This window comes from Comamonas testosteroni ATCC 11996, assembly GCF_000241525.1.
Taxonomy (GTDB): Bacteria; Pseudomonadota; Gammaproteobacteria; order Burkholderiales; family Burkholderiaceae_C; genus Comamonas; species Comamonas testosteroni.
In genome coordinates, this window is the sequence record NZ_AHIL01000032.1 from 164057 (window position 1) to 186136 (window position 22080).

Here is a 22080-nt window from a genome sequence, read left to right on the forward strand (position 1 = left end):
ATACAATTGAGAATGATTCTCAGTAATTAAATTTGAACCGTACGGAAATCATGAGCCATGGCTGGTGTGCAAGCTAGTTCTTCTTCTCTTCTACACACGCTTTATTGCGACCACCATGGATGGCTGGTGAACTGGCTGAGGCGGCGAGTGCATTGTGTGCAGGATGCGTCGGATCTGGCGCAGGACACTTATATGCGCCTGCTCAGGCAGTGCCCGGAGGAGTTGCAGGAGCCGAGAGCCTTTCTCGCCACGGTGGCACGCAGCGTGCTGATCGATCATTGCCGGCGCATGTCTCTGGAGCGGGCCTATCTTGAAACCTTGGCCCAGATGCCAGAGCCCGTATGTCCTTCGCCCGAAGAGCGGGCCATTGTGCTGCAGGCACTGGAGCAGATTGATCGCATGCTGGACGGGCTGGGCGCCCGCGCGCGCAGTGCCTTTTTGCTGGCGCAGCTCGATGGGCTGACGTACAAGGAAGTGGCAGCGCGTCTGGGTGTTTCCCTGAGCTCGGTCGAAAAATACATGGCAGCTGCCTTTGCACACTGCTACCGCATCGTTTACCTGGATGCCGCGGCATGAGCGCAGGCCCGAACGAGCCGTCGCCGGAGGTGGTCCAGAAGGCCATCGCATGGCTGGTGCGTCTTCAGGCCGGCAGTGCATCTGCGGCCGTCTGGGATGAATGTCGGCTCTGGAGAGAGGCCGCGCCCGAGCATGCCCTTGCCTGGGAGCGGCTGCAGGGAATTCAGAGCCGCTTCGCGGCCATGCCTCCGGTACCGTCCGCTCTGGCGCAACAGACCCTGGATGGCGCGAGCAAGCACATGGGCCGTCGCAAGGCTATGGGCCTGCTGGCCATTGCGATGGGTACCGGATGCACCGTGCTGATGGCGAATCGGCAATGGGGCGAGACCGCCTTGCTGGCTGATCTGCGCACCGGAGTCGGCGAGGTGCGTCGCGTGGTGCTGGCCGACGGCTCGGTCATGTTGATGGACACTTCGACGGCTGTGAACCTGCGCTTCGATGAGGGCGAGAGACGCCTGGTTCTGATCAAGGGGCGTATCGCGCTGACCTCGGGAACTGACAGAGAAGTGCAGCGCTATCGTCCTTTGTTCGTGCAGACGCCACACGGCCAGGTGCGAGCGCTTGGCACCCGCTTTCAGACGCATGTGCAGGAGGATGGAACCCAGGTGCAGGTGTTGAGCGATGCCGTCGAGCTCAGACCTCAAGCAGCTTCGCAAGTCCAGCTTTTGCGTCAGGGCGAGCAGGCCTGGTTCGATGCCTCGGGAGTTCATGACCTGAAGGCAGGCGACGGTGATGGCGACGCGTGGACGGACGGGCTGCTGGTGGCCAGAAGCATGCCGCTGTCGGATTTGGTGGCGCAACTGAGCCGCTACCGGGCAGGGCATCTGGCTTGCGACGAGCGTGTGGCGCAACTGCGCATCTCCGGGGTTTTCAGCCTGACGGATACCGAGCGCAGCCTTGATCTGCTGCAGAAAACATGGCCCCTGGAGTTGCGTCAGCGCACGCGTTACTGGGTCACTTTGATGCCGCGCAGCTGAGGTTTCCTGCTTTCGCGCGGCGGGTGCAAAAAATTTTTCAGAAAACATTACGGGTTTGGCGAGTTGCTTCGTCCTTGTTAACAGTAGCGCCTTGAAAAAGACCGCCGTTTGGCGGGTCTGACGTGGCGGCTTTCAGAAAGGACTTATCCATGCTCCCCCGTCGCCTGCCACGCATGCGTGCACCAGCTCCTGGGCATCCCGCCGCACTTGCCCTGACCGCTGTCGCAGTCAGCCTTGCCTGGGGCGCGCTGGCGCCGGTGGCTGCACATGCGCAGATCGCGTCCCAGGCGAGCAACCAGGCGTTGCGCACGTATTCGATTCCCGCAGCTCCGGTGGAAGCGGTGCTGAATCAACTGGCCCGTGAGGCTCAGGTCATGATCGCGTTTGATCCGGCCCTGGTGCAAGGCAAGCAGAGCCGAGGATTCAAGGGCATGGCAACGGTTCAAGGTGCGCTGGATTCGCTGCTGGAGGATCATCCGCTGCAGGCGCAAAGCGAAGGTCCGGGCGCATGGCGTGTTCGGCCGGCAGTTGCCCGTTCCCAGAAAGCGGCGCAAGGCGCACGGGCCGGTGCGCAGGAGCGCAATCTGGACGAGGTGCTGGTCGTCGCGAAAAAGGACGCGCGCCAGCAGGTGTTCGAGACGGCGGCCTCGGTGGCCGTGGTCACGCGCGAGGAGATCGATCGTCTGCCACCGCGCAACACTGCCGATGTTCTTGCAGAGGTGCCGGGTGTCTACACCTCGCAGAGCCGCAGGGATCCTGGAGTGTCGGTGAATATTCGCGGCATGCAGGATTTTGGCCGCGTCAACGTGATGATCGACGGCACGCGCCAGAACTACCAGCAAAGCGGGCATGGCTCCAACGGCTCGGTGTATCTCGATCCGGAAATGCTGGGCGGTGTGGATATCTCCAAAGGACCGACCTCCACGGTGGGCGGCGCAGGGATGATTGCGGGGGTTGTCAACTTCCGCACGCTCGAAGCAGACGACCTGATAAAGGACGGCAGCACCCGTGGCGCTCGGCTGAATCTTTCGAGTGGCAACAACGGCTATCACTTTGCCGGCAGTGCGGCTCTGGGCCTCAAGCCCCGTGAGGATCTCGATCTGGTGATGTTGGTCAGTCGCAAGAAAGTCGGTGAATTTGAAAAGGGCCGCCGCGGATCCATGACCGACGATGTGGATGGTCAGGTGCATGGCGTGAGCCAGCTGACCTCTCAGGATCAGACTTCGGTACTGCTCAAGAGCACCTGGCGTTTCGCGCCCGAACAGCAGCTCAAGTTCAGCTATATCGGCATGGATGCGAAGTTCGGCGAGAAGCCGCAGTCGGCCAGTGGCGGGGGCATTCTCAACCATGTCCGCACCGACACCTTGCTGGCCAACTACGCGTGGAACCCGTCTGCAAGCGCTCTGGTGGATCTCAAGTCCAGCCTCTACTACACCCGTACCCGAAATCAGGCGCATCGCTATGCGGGCGGCACGCTGGACCCCTATGCCTATGACCTGCAGTACCAGACCAGTACCGTGGGGGGGACGCTGGAGAACACCTCCCGCCTTCAGTGGGGAGCCAGGGATGCGGCGCTGGTCAAGACCGGAGCGGAGTTCTTCCACGACTGGACCGACCCGCAGGCACAAGCGCTCTCGGTGGGGGCGGATGCCGGCACGACGGCGCTGTATGCGGGCTCGACCCCGAAAGGCAAGCGCACCGTTGCCAGCCTGTTCGGCGAGCTCAACTGGATGCACAGCGACTGGCTGGAACTCACGGGCGGCCTGCGCTATGACTGGTACGGCTTGCAGGGGGACGGACGCATGCGCGTCGGCTCGCTCATCAATCCGCCGGGCGTGCGCCCACCCTCGACGGCGCTGTACACCCGCTTCAAGGCCGATCGCAACGACGGCGCTTTCGCCCCTCGCCTGGCACTGGCCGTCAAACCGGTGGAGCCCATACAGCTGTTCGCCAGCGTGGGTCGGGGCATGCGTCCGCCGGCACTGACGGAGGCGCTGATGTGGGGCCAGCATACGGGCAGCCTCTTTCCCTACTACCCCAACCCGGATCTGCGCGCCGAGCGTTCGCGCAACTGGGAGGTCGGGGCCAACGGCATGTTTGACGATGTGCTGAGCAAGGGCGACAAGCTGCGCGTGAAAGCGGCCTGGTTCAACAACAAGGTCAACGACTATGTGACGCTCGCGCGCATCATGTCGCCCATCGATACTGCCGGGGGAGGCCTGCTGGGGCCCTATGCCTACGTGAATCTGCAGGACCCTTTTCGCAGCAAGGGCCTGGAGCTGCAGGGCGACTATGACAACGGCCGCGTCTTCGGCAGCCTCAACTACACCCACATGTTCGTCAACACCGGCAAGGGCGGTTATGACTCCTTCCCTCTGGGCAGTCTGACGGGCTATCCCAACAACAATCTGGGGCAGTCGGGCGACGCCAATATCTGGTATGTGCTGCCGCCCAGAAAGACCGCCAGTCTGAGCGCCGGTGTGCGTCTGCTCGACAAGAAGCTGACGCTGGGGGGCCGCATGCGCTTTCAATCCCCCAGCACCAACAGCAGCGTCTGGACCACGCAGGGCGAGCGCTACAACCAGAAATCCTGGCGTCTGTTCGACCTCTGGGCAAGCTACGAAATCACTCCCAACGCCACCTTGCGTGTGTCCATCAACAACCTGCGCGATCTGAACTACTCCGAGATGCAGGGCGGCAGCTATTTCATCGGCCCTGGCCGTACCGCCATCGCCACCTTGTCCATCCAGTTCTGAGTTTCGGCCCGGGCCCGCGCCTTGCCGTCGTTTCCATCCGTCCGTCTTTTCCCAAAGGTCCCTGTGATGTCCTTTTCCGCTCTTCATGGCTGGCCGCTGCATTGGCCCGCCGCAGCCTGCGTCGCCGCCGCAGCGCTTTGTGCCGCCATGCCAGCCGCCGCGCAGACCAAGGTCAGCGATGCCCGGCTGACCATGCTCACCTCCTTGCGGCCCGCCGGCGACGATGTCACCACGCCCGACGGAACCATTGGCTGGCCCGGGGCGCGTTACCCCACCTCGCCGCCTCTGTATGCGGTGCGCCCAGGTTCGAGTGCCGGCTATTTGTTTGGCGGTTTCAACGGCGGCGGGCCATCGGTCTTGTCCTCGCAGATGTATACCGCTTTCGGCATGTACACCATGCGAGCCGGTGTCTCAGTCTATGAGCGCGTAGCCTATAACCCGGCCAACGATCTGCATGGTCGCATCTCGGGCACGCCGGTGCGCGCATCCGACGGCAGTCTGTACGCGGTGATGACGACGATCAACGGCCAAAAGAATGCGGGCAAGAACCAGCCCAGCGATATTTCCTATTCGCCTGCCGTGGGCCTGGGCATCATTGTCCGTACCGACTATGACGGAGCCAATTCCGCCTTGGTGCAGGGTACGCGTGGTCAGCTGTATTCGCCCAATGGCGCGCTGGTCATCGATGCGCAGGACAACCTCTATGGCATCGACAAGGGGCCCAAGGGACAGGGGCGGGTTTTCAAGATCGATATCGCCTCCGGCAAGGTAAGCACGCTGCATGAGTTTGCCGCCGGGCCTTCGGGCATGCGCCAGACGGCAAACGACCTGATTCTGGGCAAGGACGGCGTGCTGTATGGCGTGACCGCATACAACCGGGGACTGCCGCTGGCACCGTCGACGCCGACCGCAGCGACCACGCCCACGGGAACGCTCTACCGCATCAATGCCGCCGACGGCTCGGGTTTTGCCGTGCTGCACACCTTCACGCTGGCCGAAGGCGAAATCAACATCCATGACAACGCCAACAGCGAAGGCTTTGTGCTGTATCCCAGCGGCATTCCTTACGAAGCGGGGGTGACGGCGGGCGGCGACGTGACCAATCGGACCATGGGCTCAGGGCAGGAGCACAGCCTGTCGTCGCTGATTGATGGTGGTGACGGCTATCTCTATGGGGGGACTTCGGTCGGCGACTGCTATGTGCATGCCAACAGCAGCATCACCGGTACCTGGATCAAGAGCATCTCGCGCGACAACCCGTCCTGCGGCTCGCGCAAATGGGCGCCTAGTACCACCTTGAGCTACATCAAGGATTTGCCCTATTACGACGGACCCAAGCCTTATGGCGTGCTGTATCGCCTTGCCAAGGCGGGCGGGCCGCTGCAGATACTGCATACCTTCAGCAATGCCGATGGCGCCACGCCGCGCGGCCCCATGGCTTTGGGGTCCGACGGTGCCATCTACGGCACGACCATGTCCGGTGGCGCCAATCTGTGCACGCCGTCCAGTGCAGCGGCCAATTCCGAAGTGGGTTGCGGCACCGTCTACCGGATACGACCGGCAAACATTGTGGTGAATGGCGAAGGACAGGTCACGCAAGGCGGCTTCGAGCTGGTGCATTCCTTCTCGGGCACGGATGGACGCAAGCCTGTGGGCTTGCGTGCGGGCGCTGACGGGCGCCTGTATGGCGCAGCCGCCATGGGCGGCCACTAACTGAACAGCGCCGGACAGGTCGTTCCCACGGATTTCGGCACGGTTTTCCAGCTGGCCGTCGCCTCGTCCGAGACCCCGATCGCCGATGCCAGCCTGGTGGCCAGTGCCGGGGAGATCAAGTCGGGCGAAAGCGTCTCGCTGACCTGGATCACCAGCAACGCCGAGCAGTGCTCGGCAGCTTCGACGGCGGGCGACTGGACTGGTGCCGTAGCCCCTCAGGGCAGTGTCGAACTCAGGCCGGACCGCGGCACCTATCGCTACACCCTGACATGCGCGGTGGCGGGCAGCTCAGGCGGCGCCCAGGTCTCTGCCTCGACCGTGGTCTATGTCAGCACCCCGGCGACCGCCGAAGACGGCAATCAGGTTTCCTACGGCAATGGCGGCGGTGGCCCGTTGTCCGTGTGGCTGCTGGCCCCGCTTGCGGGCCTGGCACTGCAGCGCCGGCTTGCACGCGGTGCTGCTCGCTAAGCGCTCGACTGAGCTTCATCTTCCCTCTCGTTCTTACACAGGAAAGTCAATGGCAATGAATTCAATCAAACCCTCGGTCTGGCGTGTGACACGACTCGCCTTCCCCGCTCTGGCACTGGCTCTGCCCCTGTCACAGGCGATGGCCCAGACATCGCCTGCAGCGTTCAAGCCCACCGTGCTGCATCAGTTTGGCGGCCTCAACAACGGCGGTGGCAAGCCCATGGTGCCGCCTGTCCTGGCCGCAGACGGACGTTTGTATGGACATACCTATTTGGGTGCTTCGTCGGCTGCATCGTTCTGGGGTCAGGGTACGGTCTATGGGCTGGATGCGGCCACAGGCAAGAATCATCGCTTCGAGTTGCTGGGCAGCATCTATTCGGGATCAACTCCTCTGGTGCCGGCGCTTCAAGGCGGATTTCTGGTCGCCGGCAATGGTGCCGACCCGAGCAATCCCTCGTCCTTTATGACCGTGCCGGCCGTCTTCAACATCAAGGACGGCAAGGCTGTCTCCCTCCCTGCGCCGAGCATCAAGCCCCTGGGCAGCATGGCTCTGGATGCCGTGGGCAACCTCTATATGGGTTCCGGCGAATCGGCTTCCAGCTGCGCAGCCAGCACCACGGCCAATACGCTGTGGCGCATGAATGCGGACCAGAGCTATTCCAAGGTGCTTGATTTCTGCCAATTCGCTCAGGAGCAGGGCAGTACGCAGGTGCACCCCATGGGCGGCGCGCCTGTGGCCAGCATCTGGAGCAAGGCCGATCAGGCCCTGTATGTGCTCACTGGCGTGTCGGCCACTGGCGTTGCCGACAGCACACTGACCTCGGACAACCTGGGTCGCGCGGTGGGCACCCTGGTCAAGCTCAGCCAGGCTGCGATCGACAGCGCTGTTGCGCGCAACGGTACGCTGGATGCTTCTCAGGTCGAGCTGCTGCATACCTTCATGCGTGCCCGCGACGGCGAGCCTACGGCCAAGGGCGCTCGTGTGGTCGGCATGATAGAAGCCGGCGAATGGCTCTACGGCACGACACAGTTCAATGCGCCGACAGCAGGCAACGCCATGGACAGCCGATATGGCGGAACGCTATGGCGGGTGAAGAAATCCGACCCTTCCAGCTTTGCCGTGGTGCACTACTTCCGCGGCAGCGACATGGCGGCGCTTGACGGCACGGCGCAGGCCGATGGTAGTGCGCCGTCGGGTCCGCTGGTGCTGGCTGCAGATGGCAACATCTACGGCACGACGGCCCGCGACGGCTCGACCATGTATGTCCCGAAGACGGGAGTGCAGACGCCCGTAGGTGCTGGTGTGTTGTTCCGCATCAAGCTCGGCAAGGCCGCAGATCGCACGGATGACAGCTATGAGGTTCTGCATCGCTTTGATCTGGGTACGGAGGGCGGTACTCTGGCTGGTCTGAGCCTGGGCGCTGTTTCCGGCGGCATGCAGAAAATCTATGGCGCGGCGACAGCGGGCGGCGGCGGGCAAGCCGTTTCCAGCGCCGTGATCGAAAACACTGGCAATGGCACGATTTTCTCGTTCGATGTGCCGCTGCCTGTCGCGGCATTCAGCGAAGAGCTGAAGGCCTCCGTCGCAACCGCGGCCGTTGGTTCCACCATCGAGCTGAGCTGGTCCACCACGCAGGCCGGCAGTTGCACGGCCAGCGGTGCCTGGAGCGGTGCGCAGCAGACCAGCGGCAGCAAGGTGCCCGTGGTATTGGCGGTCGAGGGAGAGAACAGCTTCAGTCTGACTTGCAGCAGCCAGAACGACGGTCAGCCCGTGATCAGCAAAGTCACGGTGCAGGCCACCGCAGTCACGCAGCCTGGAACGGGTAGCGGCGGCACAGAGACGGGCAACAGCAGCAATGGCGGCAGCGGAGGAGGTCCTTTGAGCGCCTGGTTGCTGGCGCCGCTGGCGGCACTGGCCTGGGCACGCCGTCGCAGCTTGAAGTCCTCGCCGAACTGAGGCGAAACCTGGAGCAAGGCGACTCCGGGTGGGACCAGCCCGGAGCTGCTTCGCCATCGAATTGAAGTCAGGAAATACCATGAATGTGCAAACCAGCCCCTTGAGCGGGGCCCGACTTTCCCTGCGTCTCAAGACGGAGACCGCGCAGCAGCATGAGCGTATGCATGAGCTCATGGAGCAAGGCAATCCATTTGCCGATCGCGGCAGCTATGCCCGCTTTGTCGCCGCCCAATACCTGTTCCAGCGCGACGTGGAGCATCTCTTTCAGGATGCCGCCGTCAAGGCAGCAGTCCCTGACCTGGAAGCGCGCGGGCGTCAGGAGGCTTCGCTGGCGGATCTGGCCGATCTGGGGGCAGAGCTTCCGCAAGACGCACTGGGCAGCGAGGCCGTAGGCATGCCCGAGGCCCTGGGGTGGCTGTATGTGTCGGAGGGCTCGACCCTCGGGGCAGCCTTTCTGTTCAAGGAAGCCAGGGATCGTCTGGGTTTGTCGGAAACCTTCGGGGCCCGCAATCTGGCGGCCTATCCGCAAGGGAGGGCCTTGGCCTGGCGTGCTTTTGTGGCCTCGCTCGACGCGCCGGAGCTCGGCGATGCAGCAATCCAGGACAAGGTGATTGCCGGTGCCAATGCTGCCTATGATCGCTTTGGCAGTTTGCTGGAGCGCTATTTTCCGCAGCGTGCAGCCATCGATGCCTGAGCACTGTTGCATACCGTGGTAGCTGGAACGCATTGGCGCAGAAGCGGCCGGTCAAGGCCTTCAACGGCCGGCTCGCCATGGCGCTGGGCCATCGCGGGAGGGCTGCTCGGTGGCGTGCTGTGCCTGCTGGCCTTTTTCCCCGCGCACTGGCTTGCGGCCCAGGTCGCCATGGCGAGTGGCCAGCGCATCGCGCTGCAGGACGTGCGCGGCTCCGTCTGGAAGGGGTCCGCAGTGCTGATGCTGGCGGGCGGAGCGGGCAGCCATGATGCACAGGCCTTGCCGGGGCGGTTGAGTTGGAGTCTGCATCCGGCCCGCAGCGAGGGGCAGGGCCTGAGCCCGCAGGACTGGGGTGTTGGCGTCGCCGTGGAACATGCTTGCTGTCAGCGACAAGCGGCGCAACTGCGCTGGCTGCCTTTGAGACGGGTGTTTCAGCTGTCAGGGCTGGACTGGCAACTGCCGGCCCAGCTGCTTGCGGGCCTGGGGACTCCCTGGAACACGCTGGGCCTGGACGGCCAGCTTCAGCTGTCCTCGTCCTTTCTCCAATGGCCCGAGAGCATGGAGACTGATTCCATGCAGGGGCGTCTGGAGTTGAAGGCCTTGTCGCTGTCTTCCCGGCTTTCCACGTTGCGCCCGCTGGGCAGCTATCGCATGGCGCTTGTTGCTGAGCGCGCAGGCGCGGGTCCGGACTTTGAGCTGCAGACGCTGCAAGGTGCGTTGCAACTGAGTGGAAAAGGCCAGCAGCTTGGGGGCCGCTGGCGCTTTCAAGGACTGGCAGGGGCCGAGCCCGGACAGGACTCGGCGCTGGCCAATATATTGAACCTGATAGGAAATCGCGGCGGCGATATCGCATGGAGCATCGTGCGTTCTCCGCCTCCCTGATCCATGACAGAACCATCCTCATCCGCTGATTTACCGACCCGAAGGCCCGAAGACTTGTATAAGCGCCTTTCCTTGCCCCTGCGTTGTCTTTTGATGGTCTTCGCCGTTATCTGCGTGATATTGGGCCTGATCGGTGCCGTGGTGCCCGGCATGCCTACGACCGTGTTTATCCTGATGGCCGCCTGGGCGGCGGTACGCAGCTCGCCCAGGCTTCACGGCTGGCTGTATGCCCACTCCCTGTTCGGCCCCATATTGCGCAACTGGGATGACGGAGGGCAGGTAAGCCGTCGCGTCAAATGGATGGCCAGTGCCAGTATGGTTTTCAGCTCGGCGCTGATCTTTCATGTCGCCGAGAACCCCTGGCTGAGCGCGTCGGCGGTGGCAGTCATGGCTTGCGTGCAGATCTGGCTGTGGCTCAGGCCCGAGCCCCAGGCATGAAGTCCGGCCCGGGAGCTCTCTCACCGAAGCAGTGTGCGCTGCTGATATGCATGCTGATGGCCTTGCTGCAGGCCCTGCCTGCTGCATGGCGAGGACTGCTGCGCTATGAGACAGCGGCACTTGCCGATGGGCAATGGTGGAGGCTGCTGTCGGCACACTGGGTGCACCTGAGCTGGGCTCACGCCGCAATCAATGCCTGCGGCTTGCTGCTGTGCTGCTCTTTCGCGGATGCCAGCTGGACGGCAAGGCGTCTGCTTGCCTGCATGGGCTCTCTGGCCGTTCTGGTCTCCTTGTTGTTGTGGTTCACCTCGCCTCAGGTGAGTGACTATGTCGGCATGTCGGGTCTGCTCTACGGACTGATTGTCTGGATGCTCCTGCCGCCGGTCCTGCTTCGCCGGGATCTCTCGGCCGCCACCGTGCTGCTGCTTGTCATGGGCTGGCTGGCCTGGCAGTCCTGGGCCGGTCCCGATCCGCGTGAACAGCGATTGATCGGTGGCTATATCATCACTCAGGCGCACTGGTTCGGACTTCTGGGCGGAATCCTTGGCGCCTTGAACAGCTGCCGCAGCCAGTTGCCTCAGCGATGAGCGGCTGCCGCGATGTGATGCTGGCGGGCTCCCGAACTGCGTCTGCGACGATATCGATTCCGAACAATTGCCAGCATTGGCCTGCAGACTTCGGAGTTGCAACGCACAATGCCTGCCTGTGTTTTTTATTCATCGTGATCATGTCCGATTCCTCTGTGGCTTTGCCAGCCAGTCTGACACCTTCCATGCGCGATGTGCTGCGCCGCATGGAGCGGGCAGCGCGTACACCCATGTACCAGCTGGGTGCGGAAGGCGCCAAGGCGGCCTATGAAGCTGGCGCCGGCGTGCTTGAAATCCCCAAGCAGGCCTTGCCCCGTGTGGAGGACCTGCAGATTCCCGTACGCGACGGGGCGAATCTGCCGGCCCGCCTCTATGCACCTGTGACCCGCGATGAAGCCCCTGCTGCTGGCTTGCCTGCGCTGCTGTATCTGCACGGTGGCGGCTTTACGGTGGGCAGTGTGGCCACGCATGACCAGCTTTGCCGTCAGCTCGCACACCTGGCGGGCTGCATGGTCGTGTCGCTGGACTATCGCCTGGCGCCGCAGTTCCAGTTCCCCGTTGCACATGACGATGCCTGGGATGCGCTGCGGTGGCTGACGGCCCATGCGGCGAGCCTGGGGGCTGATGGCAGCCGCATGGCTGTCGGAGGCGACAGCGCCGGCGGTACGCTGGCGGCAGCCTGTGCCATCGAAGCGCGCAACACCGGCCTCAGGCTTGCCTTGCAGCTGCTGATCTATCCAGGCACCACGGCACACCAGGATACCGACTCCCATCGCCGCTTTGCCCATGGACTGGTGCTGGAAGAGCCATCCATCACCTGGTTTTTCGCGCAATATATTGCCAACTCCCAAGACCGTGAGGATTGGCGCTTCGCGCCCTTGCTGGCGCCCGATGTCGACCACGTCGCACCCGCCTGGATCGGTCTGGCCGAGTGTGATCCCCTGGTAGACGAAGGCGTGGAATATGCTGACAAGTTGCGCATGGCAGGCGTACCTGTGGATCTGGAAATCTACAAGGGCGTGACCCATGAGTTCGTCAAGATGGGCCGCGTGATTGCCGAAGCGCGTCAGGCGCACCGGGATATGGCGCAGGCCTTGCGCGGCGCGTTTGGATTGAATTGAAACCAGAGTAAGAACTATGAACCGACAGGACTTTCGCAGCTTTACCCGCATCGAGGTGCGCTGGGCCGAAGTGGACGCGCAGAAGATTGTCTTCAACGCCCACTATCTGATGTATGCCGATGTGGCCATCACCAACTACTGGCGCCAGCTGGCCATTCCCTATGAGGCCGGCTTTGCATCGCTGGGCGGCGAGCTGTTTGTGAAAAAGGCCAGCACGGTCTATCACGGCTCGGCCACTTTGGGCGATGTGCTGGATGTCGGCATCCGATGCGTCAAACAGGGCAATACCTCGCTGCAGTTCGAGGCAGGCATCTTCCGGGGCATGGAGCTGCTCAACACCGTGGAGCTGATCTATGTGTTTGCCGACGCGGCGACGCAGACACCCAGGCCCGTACCCCAGGCCATGCGGGATCTGCTCACGGCCTATGAAGCAGGGCAGGAGGTCGTCACGCTGCGCTCGGGCAGCTGGAACGACCTGGGCCGCGACGCTGAGCGCCTGCGCCTGGCTGTGTTTGTGCGCGAGCAGGGCGTGCCGCGCGAGATCGAGATTGACGAACTCGACCCCGTGGCGCGTCATGTGGTGCTGTTCAACGGCTTGAACCAGCCCGTGGCCACGGGCAGGCTGGTCAGCGATGCGCCGGGCGTGGGGCGTATAGGCCGCATGGCCGTGGATCGCAGCGTGCGCGGCGGTCGCTGGGGTCGCATGGTGCTCAATAGCCTGATGGATGCGGCGCGCGATCGCGGCGACAAGGAAATCGTGCTGCACGCACAGCGCCATGCCGAAGCCTTTTATCTGCGTGCCGGCTTTACGCCGGTAGGCGAGCCTTATGAGGAAGCAGGCATTCCCCACATCACCATGTGCAAAGTGCTTTGAAACATCTGTTTTGATAGCTTGTAACGCATTATCTGCAAGCGTTCAAGCCCGATTTGATGCTTGATGCGAAGGAGCGCCCATGGCAAGAATCATGACCGTCCTCAGCCTGATCGGGGTGGCGGCGGCTGCCTATGTGGCTTATCGCTACGGGGTGTTCTGAGCCCCATCGGTTGATGGAGAGCGCCACCCGCTCGCGGGATCGCTCTGCGGCGGCCTGCTTCGCAGGCCTTGCCGCACGCAGGCTCGAACTCTGTTTTTCTCACCTGCGTGCGGGGGGCATTACTGCAACTGATCCTTCAGCGCGGTGATGGCCTTCTGGGCGCAGGCTTCGTCCAGATGACCGCCAGGCGCACCAGCCACGCCAATGGCACCAATGGTTTCATTGCCGATCTTCAGGGGCACGCCGCCACCCAGTACCAGGAAGCCGGGGATATTCGCCATGCCGGCTGCATCGGGATTGGACTGAATGGCCTTGGCGATGCCGCTGGTGGGGTTGCGCGACGACGCAGAGGTGAAGGCTTTGGCGCGCGAGGCTTCGACGGTATGAGGGCCGGCGCCGTCGGCACGCACCATGGCCAGCAGCACGCCCGAGCGATCCAGCACCGAGGCGCTGACGTTATAGCCGTCGGCGCTGCAGGCCGCCACAGTCTGCTGGGCCAGCTGCAAGGCAGTGGCGCTGGCGATGCTGCGGGTGGAAACGGTGGCTGCGGAAGCGGCGGCGGCGGCCAGGCTCAGGGTGCAGAAGGCGATGTTGCGCAGGCGTTGGTTCATGTCAAAGCTCCTTGTGGATTGGGGTGAACAAGCGATGACAGAACTGTAAGAAGGGCTGCTTTCGGCGCCCATTCGCAAGGCAACGGATGGCCATCGGTAATCCTACCGAGTCGGGCCCCTCACAAGGCCGCAGTCAGCAGCAGTCTTGTCTGTTCTGCGACCGAGCCAGTACCCAGCTTTTCGGCCAGCCTGGCGCGGTGTGTGTCCACGGTTCGCACCGATATATCGAGCGCCGCTGCGATCTCCTTGCTGCCCAGGCCCTTGGTAATCAGCTCCAGCACTTCGCGCTCGCGCTCGGTCAGGCAGCGCAGGCTTTGGCGGGCCTCGTTGCGCTCGGCCTGCTGGTCCAGCCGTGTTTGCGCCGACTCTATGGCCTGCAGCAGGGTCTGCTCTTCGATGGGCTTGGTCAGAAAGTCGGTGACCCCCGCCTTGAAGGCACGGCGGCAGGCATGCAGATCGCCGTGGCCGGTGATCACGATGGTGGGCCAGTCCACGCCCTGCGCCATGAGCTGCTCGTGCAGCTGCAGGCCGGACATCATGGGCATGCGCAGGTCGGTGATCAGGATGCCGGGCTGGCTGCGATCCAGATGGGCCAGGCAGTCGGCAGGAGATTCAAAGCAGGTCACGGGCAGCTCATAGGTCTGCAGCAGCAGATGCAGAGCGTTGCGCACCGACGGGTCATCATCGATCAGATAAATCATGCAGGCAAATCGGTTCCATCCAGCGGCAGATGCATGACAAAGCGTGCGCCATGCGGGCCGGGCACATATTCCAGACGGCCGCCCATGCGCTCCATCAAGGTGGCGCACAGCGGCAGACCCAGCCCCATGCCGTCGGACTTGGTGGTGAAAAACGGCTCGAAGATGCGCTCTGCCGTGGCTGCAGTCATGCCCGGGCCGTTGTCCTGCACCACGAGCAGGACCTCGCCACCGCTTTGCTCCAGCGTGATGGTAATGGCGGCTTGCGCATCCTGAGTCTGGCCAAGCGCATCGAGCGCATTGCGCACCAGATTGTGCAGCACCTGCTCCAGCGCCACCGGGTCGGCCCAGGCACTGCATGGCTGCAGCGGTGCCTGCCAGCGTAGCGCCACCTTGGCCTGGCGTGCCGGGCCTTCCAGCAGCAGCAGGGCCTGATCGACGACCTGGGCCAGATCCAGTCTCTGCGGCTGGCTGGGAGCATTGCTCACATAGCTGCGCATGCGTTCCAGAATGGCGCCTGCGCGCCTGGCCTCACGCACATTGGCCTGCAGGGCAGTCGCCAGCAGCTCGGTCTTGCCCAGCTCGTGGGCGCGCAATGCGGCCTGGCTCTGGCTGAGCAGGGCGGTGACAGGCTGGGCCAGCTCATGCGCGATGCCCGAGGCCATCTCTCCCATGCCGTTGACGCGCGAGGCATGGGCCAGTTGTGCTTCATTGGCCAGCAGCTGGGCGCGCCGCTGGTGGCGTCTGGCCTGCTGGCGGCTTTGCCAGACCAGTTGAACCGCACCGACCAGCGCGGCGCTGATGAGAGCACTGATCAGCACCATGCTCCAGCTCACCAGGCTGCGAGGGCGGCTGAGCAGTTGCACCTGCAGAGGCTGGTCATAGCCTGTGAGTGTGAATTCGCCAAATTGGTGGCTTTGCTGCAGCTGCGCGGCTGGCTCCAGCAAGGTATGGCCGTGAAGGCGGATGCGCAGCCCGCTGTCATCGGGCAGGACCTTGTCGTCCAGCAAGTGAGAGGAATCAATGCGAACGCAGAGCCAGCCTTCGGGGTCTGCTATCTTTTTGAGAAAAAGATAATGACCCTGGTGCAGGGCGTCAGGCAGGCTGGCGCTGGCTCGCGGCGCCAGCGGAGCGGCAGCCTGCGCCACGGCCGGGTCCCGGCAGCTGCCGGTGGCGGGCGTGGCCGCAGTGACCAACTGGATTTCCTGGACGCGCGGGTAAATGGTCTGCACCGACTGCGCAATATGCTGCAGAGCCGATGACTCCTTGGCTGCATCCAGCGGTGCCACGGCAGTCAGGGCGGTAAGGTGGGCCTTGTGCTGGGCCACCTTCTCCAGCATCTGGCGTTGCACGGTCTGGGTCAGCTGCAACTGCTCCTGCTCCTGGCGGGCATGAGCCTGCCACCACTGCAGGGCCAGGATCAAGGCGCAGAGCAGCCCCCAGGCCAGGGCCAGCAGCCAGCGGTGGCGGTAGTCCGGGGAAGGGTTGCTCATGCGCCGAAGTGTAGCGGTGGCCTGGCTGGCAATGCCGGGCCAGCGACAGTGCAGGCCCGGGGGCGGAGACGCTTAGATATCAGCCAGCAGCTCGTAGGGCAGGGGCAGGACCTGCAGCGCAATGCCCTTGCCTGCATCGGCGCTCTGGCCTTCGGCCAGCGCCGCATGGGCAAACAGATCGTCGCGGGTGGAGGAGGCAATCTGCATGGAGACGATGGCATCCCAGCCGCCTTGCACAGCAGCTGCTGCCTGCACCACGGTGCCGGTTGCCTGCTCCAGGTCTTCGGCGCTGAAGACTTCCTGGCCCACGCTCAGAGCCTGCTCGGCATGCACCAGATAGGCGCGGCGCTTGAGCGTGCCGCGGAACTGGCTGCGGGCCACCACTTCCTGGCCGGGGTAGCAGCCCTTCTTGAAGTTGACGCCGCCCAGGGATTCGTAGTTCAGCATCTGGGGCACGAAGGCATCCACCACCGGAGCCGACAGCGTGGCCACGCCGCTCTGGACTTCAGACCATTGCCAGAGGTCTTCGCTCAGCAGCTGTCCTTCGGGGGCCTGGCCCGCAGGGCCGATCCACAGCGCACGCTGGTTGCCTGCAGCGGGGTAGAGCCCCAGCACATGGGCATCGCCTTGCTGGCTCAGAGTCCAGGGTGCGGCTGCCGCACCCGCATAGTGCTGGGCGGCCTGGCCAGTCAGTCCATAAAGAGCAAAGTCGGCTGTCGCATCGCTGAGCTTGCACTGGGCGCGCAGCACAAACATGGACAGGCGCTTGAGCGTGGGGGCCAGCAGGCTGCGGTCACAGATCAGCACGATTTCGTCAGCGCTGCGCCTGAAGCCGATGAAGCTGGCTAGCATGCGGCCCTTGGCCGTGCAAAAGGCTGCGAGGCGTGCCTGATCAAACTTGAGCAGTGCGAAATCGTTGCTCAACTGGCCATGGAGAAAGCTGGCAGCGTCGGCGCCAACTGCGCGGATGACACCAAGGTGGGAAATGGGGGTAATGCCGTTCAGGGGCAGCGTCTTGGGCTGGGTCATGGCTGAATTATGATCGTCGCTCTGTGTACTGATGGATCTAGCTTGTGCGTGCCCTTATTCGAGCACTGATATTTTTGCTGCTGCTGGCTGCCCTGGCGGCAGGCGGCGCCTGGTGGTGGCTGAACCAGCCGCTGCAGCTGTCCGAACCCAATCTGGAGCTGGAGATCGAGCCCGGCACCACGCCGCGTGGCGTGGCGCAGAACGTGGTTAAGGCCGGGGTGCAAACCGATGCGCGTTTGCTCTATGCGTGGTTTCGCTTCTCGGGCAAGGATCGCGCCATCAAGGCTGGCAACTACGAACTGAGCACGGGGCTCACGCCCTATGTGCTGCTGCAAAAGCTGGCGCGAGGCGAGGAAAGCCTGCGTGCGCTGACCCTTGTCGAAGGCTGGAACTGGCGCCAGGTGCGCGCTGCGCTGGCGCGTGAGGAATTCCTCAAGCAAGACAGCGCAGGGCTCAGCGACGAAGCCGTGATGACGGCCCTGGGTCGGGTGGGCGTGCCGCCCGAGGGACGCTTCTTCCCCGATACCTACACCTATGCCAAGGGCAGCTCGGACATGGCCGTGCTGCGCCGTGCGCTGCACGCCATGGATCGCCGTCTGGCCGATGCCTGGGCCATGCGGGCAGCCAATACCCCGCTCAAATCTGCCGACGAAGCGCTGATCCTGGCCAGCATCGTGGAAAAGGAAACCGGTCGCGCTGCAGACCGGGCGCAGATTGCCGGCGTTTTCTCCAACCGTCTGCGCATAGGCATGCGCCTGCAGACCGATCCTTCGGTCATCTATGGCGTGGGAGCCAGCTTTGACGGCAATCTGCGCAAGCGCGATCTACTGGAGGACACGCCCTGGAACACCTATACCCGTGCGGGCCTGCCCGTCACGCCGATCGCCATGCCCGGCAAGGCGGCGCTGATGGCGGCCGTGCAGCCCGATCAGACCAAGGCGCTGTACTTTGTCGCCAGAGGTGACGGCACCAGCCATTTCAGCGCCTCGCTGGACGAGCACAATAGGGCCGTCAACCGCTACCAGCGCGGTCAGTGAGCAATCTTTGAGGGCGCAAGGCCATGGCCTGTGCCCTGTGTCGAATCAAACAACTGGTGCAGCCCCCTGCGGTGCACTAGAGGAAATATCAGTGAGTACAGCTTTACCCAAGGGTCTGTTCATCAGTTTTGAAGGCATCGACGGTGCGGGCAAGTCCTCGCATATCGAGGCACTGGCCCAGGCTTTTCGCGATCAGGGCCGGGTGGTCACGCTGACGCGCGAGCCCGGTGGCACGCCGCTGGCCGAAAAGCTGCGCGCCCTGATGCTGCATGACGCCATGGACCCGCTGACCGAGGCGCTGATCGCCTTCGCGGCCCGGCGCGACCATCTGGTGCAAGTCATAGAGCCGGCGCTGGCGCGCGGCGAGGTGGTCATCAGCGACCGCTTTACCGATGCCACTTTTGCCTACCAGGGCGCGGGCCGCGGCTTCAGCTGGGAGCAGTTGTCGGCGCTGGAGCGCATGGCGCAGACCGGCACGGCGCTGCAGGCAGGGCAGGCCCCGGATTTCATGCGCGAGCCCGACATGACGCTGTGGTTTGACCTGCCCGCCGAAGTGGCAGCCGAGCGCCTGGCCACGGCCCGTGTTCCCGACCGCTTTGAAGCCCAGCCAGGAGAGTTCTTTGCCCGCGTGGCCCAGGGCTACGCCGAGCGCGCCCGGACGGCCCCTCAGCGCTTTGTGCGCATCGACGCCCATGCCAGCCGCCATGCCGTGTGGCAGCAGATCACCCAGGCCGTGGTGCGCAAGGGCTGGCTTGCCATCATGGTGGGCAGCAAGCCATGAGTGCCTCCGATCTCGAAGCGCCCTGGATCGCCGCGCAGCGTGGCCGTCTGCTGGCCCAGCGTGGTCATGCCTGGCTGCTGCAAGGGCCTTCGGGTCTGGGCCAGTACGCACTGGGACTGTCGCTGGTGCGGGCCTGGCTCTGCGAGCAGCCGTCTGCGCAAGGCGCTTGCGGCCACTGCGCCAGCTGCCATGCCATCGAGGTGCGTGCCCATGCCGATCTGTGCGTGCTCATGCCTGAGGTGCAGATGATGGAGCTGGGCTGGCCGCTGCCGGAAAAAGCCCAGGCCGACATCGACGACAAAAAGCGCAAGCCCAGCAAGGAAATCCGCGTGGAAGCCATGCGCGATGCCGTGGAGTTCTGCCAGCGCACCAGCGCGCGTGGACGCGGCAAGGCCGTGCTGGTCTATCCGGCCGAGCAAATGAATGCGATTACCGCCAATGCCTTGCTCAAGACGCTGGAGGAGCCGCCGGGAGACACCCGCTTTGTGCTGGCCAGCGAGGCCGCGCACCAGTTGCTGCCCACCATTCGCAGCCGCTGCCTGACACACACCATGACCTGGCCTGCCGCGGCGGAGGCCGCACAGTGGCTGCAGGCGCAAGGCCTGAACGAGCCCGATGCTGCAGCGGCCCTGCAGGCTGCAGGCGGTCGACCCGGCGATGCGCTGCGCATGGCGGCGGACGCGGGCAAGGCCGCTGCCTGGGCGCAGTTGCCAAGGCAGCTGGCCAAGGGGGATGTGGCTGCGCTGGCGGCTTTTGCGCCGGTGGATGCTGTGCAGGCGTTGCAGAAAATCTGCCACGACCTGATGGCTCTGGCCGGCGGCGGCGAGCCCCGGTATTTCTCGCCTGCCGATCTGCCGGGCAAGCCGCTGCCCATGGCGCTGCTGGCCGAATGGTCGCGCGAGCTGGTGCAGGCCGCGCGCACGGCCGATCACCCCTTCAATGCGGGGCTGATGATGGAGGCTCTGGCCTCCAGGGCGCGGGCGGTGCTGATCTCGGGCAAAGCTGCCAGAGCCGCACGCTAGGTAATGCGGCGCGGGTTTGGTCAAAATTTTGCCGGGTGTTAATCTTGCGATTTGCGCTGCCCGGCCGTCACAAGAATTCTGCTACCCACTATGAACGCAACTACAACCCCTCGTCCCAGCGTGATGCAGCTGGCGATCAAGGAGAAAGCGGCGCTGTATGCCGCCTATATTCCGTTGTTCGCCGAAGGGGGGATTTTTGTGCCCACGCAGCGCGACTATCGTTTGGGCGATGATGTCTACGTGCTGCTGACCCTGCCCGACGATCCGCAGCGCTACCCGGTCGCGGGTCGTGTGGCCTGGGTGACGCCCGAGCGTGCTTCCGGCAACCGAACCCAGGGCGTGGGCATCCAGTTTCCCAAGGATGCCAAGTCCGCCGAACTCAGGGCCAAGATCGAGCAGATTCTGGGCACGGCCCTGAGCTCCGAGAAGCCGACCCAGACAATCTGATTTTTTAATACTGGCGCGCTCCGACATCAGAGACGCCGAGCAAGAGCCGTCTCGAAGCGATGGCGTCGTCCCCTGGGGGAGGCGGCGCAGCCGCTCGGGGGTGGTCCAATTTCTATGTTTACCGATTCCCACTGTCACCTGAATTTTCCCGAACTGAGTGCCAACATCGCGCAGATCCGCGAAGCCATGGCTGCCGCCAAGGTCACGCGCGCGCTGTGCATCAGCACGACGATGGAAGAGTTTCCTGAAGTGCACCAGCTGGCGCTGGACTACGACAATTTCTGGGCCACCGTGGGCGTGCACCCCGACACCGAAGACATGACCGAGCCCAGCGTGCAGGATCTGGTGGAGCGCGCAGCACTGCCGCGCGTGGTGGCCATCGGCGAGACCGGGCTCGATTACTACGGCATGGAAGACCGCAAGGGCGGCCGCACGATTGCCGACCTGGAATGGCAGCGCGAGCGTTTTCGCACGCATATCAAGGCCGCGCAGATCACGCAAAAGCCGCTGGTCATCCACACCCGCAGCAGCTCCGACGACACCCTGGGCATTTTGCGCGAGTGCGGAGAGGCCGATTCCAGCACCCAGGCCGGCGGTGTCTTTCACTGTTTCACCGAAACCGCCGAAGTCGCCCGTGCCGGTCTGGACATGGGTTACTACATCTCACTGTCAGGCATCGTGACCTTCAAGAATGCCCAGCACCTGCGTGATGTGGCGGCCTTCGTGCCGCTGGACCGGCTGTTGATTGAAACCGACAGTCCCTATCTCGCGCCCGTGCCCTACCGCGGCAAGACCAATAATCCTTCCTACGTACCTTTTGTGGCCAAGCAGATTGCCGAGGTGCGCGGCATCTCCATCGAGGAGGTGGCTGCCGCCACCAGTGCCAACTTTGACCGTCTGTTCAAGGGCGTGACCTTGCCAGCGAACTCTGGAGCGAGTGCATGAGCCTTTTTGCTGCCCCATCGATTGCATCGTCATTGAACCGCCGCCAGAGCCTGCGCTGGGCCGGTGCTGCTGTCGTCGGGGTGGCGGGCCTGCCAGGGTTGGCCCTGGCCAATGACTACGAAGACTATTCGCGGGCGCTGGTCAGCGATAACTCCCGTGCCATGGTGAATCTGATCTTTCGCGGCTTCAACGCCAACACTCTGGATTCGCGCGGGCGACCGGGGCTGGTGGCAGCCCTGCATCAGGACTCGCTCAAGGTCTTCGATGTGCTGCTCAAGGCTCCGCGCATCGATGTCAATCTGGCCTCGCGCCAGAACGAGACGCCGCTGATGATGGCCTGCATCAAGGGCCACCTCGATATCGTGCGCGAGCTGATCAAGCGCGGCGCTGACGTCAATCGCGAAGGCTGGGCGCCGCTGCACTATGCGGCCTCAGCCGATACGCCGCAGACGCTGGACATCATCAAGCTGCTGCTGGAGGAAAGCGCCTATATCGATGCCGCATCGCCGAACGGCAGCACGCCGCTGATGCTGGCCGCCCAGTACAGCAGCGAAGCCGTGGTCAGACTGCTGCTGGAGGAGGGCGCGGACATCACGCTGCGCAACCAGCGCAATATGACGGCAGCGGACTTCGCCAGGCTGGTGGACAGGCAGTACATGGTCGATCTGCTGGGCAAGGCGCTGCAGCATGAGCGCCGTACCCAGCCCCCGCGCGGGAGCTGGTAGCGGAAGGGGTCAGTACCAGGTAGCTATTTTGATAGCTGCTAGCGCCCAATGAAAAAGGACTTCAGAGTTGTTTGACTCTGAAATCCTTTATT

General features: G+C 63.7%; 22 protein-coding genes. 18 read left to right on the top strand and 4 right to left on the bottom strand.

The genetic code is table 11. The features are described from left to right. Positions 1 to 57: 57 nt before the first annotated feature. From CTATCC11996_RS14100 to CTATCC11996_RS14150, 12 genes are all read left to right on the top strand, one after another. The gene (locus CTATCC11996_RS14100) at positions 58 to 576 is read left to right on the top strand and encodes a sigma-70 family RNA polymerase sigma factor (protein WP_034349186.1); all 519 of its coding nucleotides are present in this window, start codon (positions 58 to 60) and stop codon (positions 574 to 576) included. Further along, positions 573 to 1553, top strand: a complete 981-nt coding sequence (locus CTATCC11996_RS14105) for a FecR domain-containing protein (protein WP_003077238.1) — start codon at positions 573 to 575, stop codon at positions 1551 to 1553. Before CTATCC11996_RS14100 ends, CTATCC11996_RS14105 begins: the two co-directional genes overlap by 4 nt. A 149-nt stretch (positions 1554 to 1702) precedes the next feature. Then, complete coding sequence (locus tag CTATCC11996_RS14110) at positions 1703 to 4309, top strand: TonB-dependent receptor (protein ID WP_003077240.1); 2607 nt, start codon at positions 1703 to 1705, stop codon at positions 4307 to 4309. Between the two features lie 66 nt (positions 4310 to 4375). Continuing rightward, positions 4376 to 6022: a choice-of-anchor tandem repeat GloVer-containing protein gene (locus tag CTATCC11996_RS14115; RefSeq protein WP_003077242.1), complete on the top strand. Its 1647-nt coding sequence runs from the start codon at positions 4376 to 4378 to the stop codon at positions 6020 to 6022. Between the two features lie 96 nt (positions 6023 to 6118). Further along, positions 6119 to 6490 (top strand): hypothetical protein, encoded by a 372-nt coding sequence (locus tag CTATCC11996_RS26310; protein WP_003077245.1) that lies wholly within the window; start codon positions 6119 to 6121, stop codon positions 6488 to 6490. A 55-nt stretch (positions 6491 to 6545) separates the two neighbouring features. Further along, positions 6546 to 8447, top strand: a complete 1902-nt coding sequence (locus tag CTATCC11996_RS14120; RefSeq protein ID WP_003077247.1) for a hypothetical protein — start codon at positions 6546 to 6548, stop codon at positions 8445 to 8447. Positions 8448 to 8526: 79 nt separating this feature from the next. Beyond that, entirely contained in the window at positions 8527 to 9141 is a 615-nt protein-coding gene (locus CTATCC11996_RS14125) for a biliverdin-producing heme oxygenase (protein ID WP_003077248.1), read from the top strand. A 15-nt stretch (positions 9142 to 9156) separates the two neighbouring features. Then, on the top strand, positions 9157 to 10020 hold the full coding sequence (gene gspN, locus CTATCC11996_RS14130) for a type II secretion system protein N (protein ID WP_042437968.1): 864 nt from the start codon (positions 9157 to 9159) through the stop codon (positions 10018 to 10020). 93 nt (positions 10021 to 10113) lie between these two features. After that, positions 10114 to 10458, top strand: a complete 345-nt coding sequence (locus CTATCC11996_RS14135; protein WP_003077253.1) for a YbaN family protein — start codon at positions 10114 to 10116, stop codon at positions 10456 to 10458. Between the two features lie 50 nt (positions 10459 to 10508). After that, positions 10509 to 11045, top strand: a complete 537-nt coding sequence (gene rrtA / locus CTATCC11996_RS14140; protein ID WP_003077255.1) for a rhombosortase — start codon at positions 10509 to 10511, stop codon at positions 11043 to 11045. A 140-nt stretch (positions 11046 to 11185) separates the two neighbouring features. Then, entirely contained in the window at positions 11186 to 12166 is a 981-nt protein-coding gene (locus CTATCC11996_RS14145; RefSeq protein ID WP_003077257.1) for an alpha/beta hydrolase, read from the top strand. 16 nt (positions 12167 to 12182) lie between these two features. Continuing rightward, positions 12183 to 13040 (top strand): GNAT family N-acetyltransferase, encoded by an 858-nt coding sequence (locus tag CTATCC11996_RS14150; RefSeq protein WP_003077260.1) that lies wholly within the window; start codon positions 12183 to 12185, stop codon positions 13038 to 13040. A gap of 279 nt (positions 13041 to 13319) precedes the next feature. Here CTATCC11996_RS14150 and CTATCC11996_RS14155 read toward each other — a convergent pair whose 3' ends face one another. The 4 genes from CTATCC11996_RS14155 to ygfZ all read right to left on the bottom strand — a co-directional run bounded on the left by CTATCC11996_RS14155 (position 13320) and on the right by ygfZ (position 17031). Continuing rightward, the gene (locus tag CTATCC11996_RS14155) at positions 13320 to 13811 is read right to left on the bottom strand and encodes a GlcG/HbpS family heme-binding protein (protein ID WP_003077262.1); all 492 of its coding nucleotides are present in this window, start codon (positions 13809 to 13811) and stop codon (positions 13320 to 13322) included. A gap of 119 nt (positions 13812 to 13930) precedes the next feature. Further along, positions 13931 to 14512, bottom strand: a complete 582-nt coding sequence (locus tag CTATCC11996_RS14160; protein WP_003077264.1) for a response regulator transcription factor — start codon at positions 14510 to 14512, stop codon at positions 13931 to 13933. After that, on the bottom strand, positions 14509 to 16002 hold the full coding sequence (locus tag CTATCC11996_RS14165; protein WP_003077266.1) for a sensor histidine kinase: 1494 nt from the start codon (positions 16000 to 16002) through the stop codon (positions 14509 to 14511). The genes CTATCC11996_RS14160 and CTATCC11996_RS14165 overlap by 4 nt, the downstream gene beginning before the upstream one ends. Positions 16003 to 16074: 72 nt before the next feature. Beyond that, positions 16075 to 17031, bottom strand: a complete 957-nt coding sequence (gene ygfZ, locus CTATCC11996_RS14170; RefSeq protein WP_003077267.1) for a CAF17-like 4Fe-4S cluster assembly/insertion protein YgfZ — start codon at positions 17029 to 17031, stop codon at positions 16075 to 16077. A gap of 44 nt (positions 17032 to 17075) precedes the next feature. Between ygfZ and mltG the strand changes: the two genes are divergently transcribed. The 6 genes from mltG (at position 17076) to CTATCC11996_RS14200 (ending at position 21988) form a co-directional block, all read left to right on the top strand. Then, the gene (gene mltG / locus CTATCC11996_RS14175) at positions 17076 to 18068 is read left to right on the top strand and encodes an endolytic transglycosylase MltG (protein ID WP_003077270.1); all 993 of its coding nucleotides are present in this window, start codon (positions 17076 to 17078) and stop codon (positions 18066 to 18068) included. 91 nt (positions 18069 to 18159) lie between these two features. Next, entirely contained in the window at positions 18160 to 18849 is a 690-nt protein-coding gene (gene tmk, locus CTATCC11996_RS14180) for a dTMP kinase (protein ID WP_003077273.1), read from the top strand. Then, on the top strand, positions 18846 to 19871 hold the full coding sequence (gene holB, locus CTATCC11996_RS14185) for a DNA polymerase III subunit delta' (protein ID WP_003077275.1): 1026 nt from the start codon (positions 18846 to 18848) through the stop codon (positions 19869 to 19871). The genes tmk and holB overlap by 4 nt, the downstream gene beginning before the upstream one ends. A 90-nt stretch (positions 19872 to 19961) precedes the next feature. Next, positions 19962 to 20318, top strand: a complete 357-nt coding sequence (locus CTATCC11996_RS14190; RefSeq protein WP_034349187.1) for a PilZ domain-containing protein — start codon at positions 19962 to 19964, stop codon at positions 20316 to 20318. 114 nt (positions 20319 to 20432) lie between these two features. Continuing rightward, a complete protein-coding gene (locus CTATCC11996_RS14195; RefSeq protein WP_003077279.1) occupies positions 20433 to 21263 on the top strand; it encodes a TatD family hydrolase in 831 nt (276 codons plus the stop codon). Then, complete coding sequence (locus CTATCC11996_RS14200; RefSeq protein WP_003077280.1) at positions 21260 to 21988, top strand: ankyrin repeat domain-containing protein; 729 nt, start codon at positions 21260 to 21262, stop codon at positions 21986 to 21988. Before CTATCC11996_RS14195 ends, CTATCC11996_RS14200 begins: the two co-directional genes overlap by 4 nt. Positions 21989 to 22080: the final 92 nt, after the last annotated feature.